The sequence below is a fragment of the Geobacillus sp. CCR genome, from assembly GCF_052906625.1.
In genome coordinates this window covers 1-2797 of sequence record NZ_JBREBQ010000083.1, presented here as the reverse complement: position 1 = coordinate 2797, position 2797 = coordinate 1, and the positions used below count along the sequence as shown (strand labels likewise).

Annotated in this window: 2 protein-coding genes and 1 pseudogene; 2 read left to right on the top strand and 1 reads right to left on the bottom strand. The window is 46.3% G+C overall.

The genetic code is table 11. From position 1 onward, the window contains the following. Window positions 1-127: 127 nt before the first annotated feature. Both ACVBDQ_RS17885 and ACVBDQ_RS17880 read left to right on the top strand, forming a co-directional pair. A pseudogene (locus tag ACVBDQ_RS17885) lies at window positions 128-694 on the top strand (hypothetical protein); the annotation flags it as partial. Window positions 695-716: 22 nt separating this feature from the next. Then, the gene (locus tag ACVBDQ_RS17880; RefSeq protein ID WP_446663390.1) at window positions 717-1367 is read left to right on the top strand and encodes a group II intron maturase-specific domain-containing protein; all 651 of its coding nucleotides are present in this window, start codon (window positions 717-719) and stop codon (window positions 1365-1367) included. Window positions 1368-1569: 202 nt separating this feature from the next. Here the strand turns inward: ACVBDQ_RS17880 and ACVBDQ_RS17875 are convergent, their stop codons facing one another. Continuing rightward, on the bottom strand, window positions 1570-2631 hold the full coding sequence (locus ACVBDQ_RS17875; protein ID WP_033026388.1) for a hypothetical protein: 1062 nt from the start codon (window positions 2629-2631) through the stop codon (window positions 1570-1572). Window positions 2632-2797 lie beyond the last annotated feature (166 nt).

Genomic DNA, 2797 nt, shown 5'->3' with positions numbered 1-2797 from the left:
ATGGAAATCTTTGTCCGAAACAATTCACAAAAAATTTAGCACATTCCTTCAGAAAAGGGGAGAGGGCTTTCTGAAAGAATGTGCAAAAAAATGGGTGTTTTGTGCTGAAATAAAATGATAATTTACAGCGAAGAAAAAACAGGAATCGTCCAAGCAACAAAAATGGCTTGCGCAAAAGTTGGCGCAGTTACATAAAAAAGTGAGCCAAATTGAAGAGCGGTTAGACAAAGTGACCGCTCGCACTCAAGCATTGAGCGAAGCCGAACCGGCGACGGATACGCAAACCTCGCCGACGCCTGCGGATTCGGCGTCAACGGGCGAGCCGTCCGCTTCTCAACCGACAGAAGCCACAGCGGCAACTGACGCTCCGAGCGGACAAGCCGTAGCCGCTAATGACGCTGTAGCTCCAGCTTCCAGCGGGCAAACGGTAACGGAGGCGCCGTCTCCGAATTCTCCACAACCTGTTGGTGAAGACCAAGAGGAACTCGATGAAGAAAAACAAGAGCAAATCGATGGCCTCATCGGCCAGCTCATTGCCCTGTCCAACCAGCTGCGGGCGGTGACGAATGACATTCGCGCTCTTGAAAAGAAAGTCGGCGCCAACAACGCAGACATTCAGAAGGTAAAAGAAAAAGTCAAGGCGTTGAACGATCAAGTGCAAGCGAACAAAAAGGCGTTGCTCAATTTGCTATAGAAATGAGGAAGGGCGCCAGTGTGTGAAGTGCCCCCTGCTGGCGAACATCCTTCTCGACGATTTAGATAAGGAATTGGAGAAGCGAGGATTGAAATTCTACCGCTACGCAGATGACTGCAACATCTATGTGAAAAGTCTGCGGGCAGGACAACGGGTGAAACAAAGCATCCAACGGTTCTTGGAGAGAACACTCAAACTCAAGGTGAACGAGGAGAAAAGTGCGGTGGACCGCCCGTGGAAACGGGCCTTTCTAGGGTTTCGCTTCACACCGGAACGAAAAGCGCGAATCCGGCTCGCCCCGGGGTCGATTCAACGTTTTAAACAGCGGATTCGACAGCTGACCAACCCAAACTGGAGCGTATCGATGCCGGAACGAATTCATCGTGTCAATCAATACGTCATAGGATGGATTGGGTATTTTCGGCTCATCGAAACCCCGTCTGTCCTTCAGAACATCGAGGGATGGATTCGGAGGAGGCTTCGACTCTGCCAATGGCTTCAGTGGAAACGGGTCAGAACCAGAATCCGCGAATTAAGAGCGCTGGGGCTGAAGGAAACAGCGATCATGGAGATTGCCAATACCCGAAAAGGAGCCTGGCGAACAACCAAAACGCCGCAACTCCATCAAGCCCTGGGCAAGACATACTGGATCGCTCAGGGGCTAATAGTTTGACGCAACGATATTTCGAACTCCGTCAAGGTTGACGAACCGCCTAGTGCGGACCCGCATGCTAGGTGGTGTGAGGGGACGGGGGTTAGCCGCCCCCTCCTACTCGATTGCAATGGTGACCTTCTATTTTTGCTTGGGTTGCTTCTTTTCCTGCTCTTTTAGAAAAGACAGTCCTTAAAGGCATATTCTCTTTGCGAATAATGGATTATTTGAACAGCCTTTCTGCTTCCTTATCTACTCCTCTTTTTGTATATTCAAAGACGAGTGACCAGTATAGAGCAACTTTTGCTGTGGACCACATTTTTTCATTTTTGATAGTATATAATACGTCCCTAATTTTAAACGGAATGAAGAGTATTTGTTCCATTTCCCATTTCCCCGGGATTCCTCTGCTGCGTTGTTTCATAATTTCTTCGGCTTTTTCTTTACAGTGCGCAATGCCGATGATATTCCATTGATAGTATTGTTCATCTACACCGAACCCAAGAAATTTTATATTTTCCCTAGGGATGACAACGCCTAGTTCCTCTTCTGCGCCACGTACAGCAGTATTAAATAGGTCCGGCCCTTGTCCTACCGCTTTACGGTCGTGGGAAGGATGGATTGCTTCGACAACGCTAATATCCAACTCGTTTGGCCGCACCCCGCTTTCAGGCGATCGTTTGGTTAAAATGACGTAATTGTCTGAAGTAATGACAGTGATGGCTACGCCAACGCCGTTTGCTAGCGCTGGGATTGGTTGCCTAACTGTGTTTCCGGCCAAGTATTTCTCTCGGATTGTATAACCGGAAGGAAGTTGTTTATCTAGATTCATATTTAACGCTTTAAATGTATAATAATCTGAAGGAACGAACGAAAAAATGACTTTCATATCCTCATTCACTTTTGTTCGTAGAATTGAATATTTTTCGAGAGAGAGCAAAGGTCCATTCCAACTGTAGCTTTCCCCCCGTTGTTTCTTTGCATCTTCCGCTTTTTCTATTTCTCTCCTCAAAATTTTTAAATCACTGGGAAGCTCAACTGCATGGTTGTTTACTCTTGTTTCAATATTTTCAGGAGAGTAGGTCATAACGCCATCTCCGTCACAAACAATAAACGAAGTAGTTTCATTCCCAATGGTAAAATATGAGGGATCTTTAATAGTTTTTGGCTTTGCAAGGAGGCGCTTCATGTATTTGACAAATTTCCCCCAAGCCTCCTTTAGAGGGTCTCCTAAAATGACCCCGATGATCACACCGAGAACAGCATTGATGATGTCCCGCAACATTGCATACTCCCCTTGCAAATAAAAGCTCCAAGTTTTTATGGTTCATCACCAAATTTTGTGATTTAGTGACAAAAAAGAGAAAGCACTGACGAGATCCTGGCAATAATGTTAGCGGTGAAATCAACATTAAGGAGGTCTCGTAAGTGCTTTCGATACCACTAGGATT

Excerpts from the sequence above, each read along its gene's own strand:
- ACVBDQ_RS17875 (WP_033026388.1), bottom strand. The coding sequence starts at position 2,631 with ATGTTGCGGGACATCATCAATGCTGTTCTCGGTGTGATCATCGGGGTC.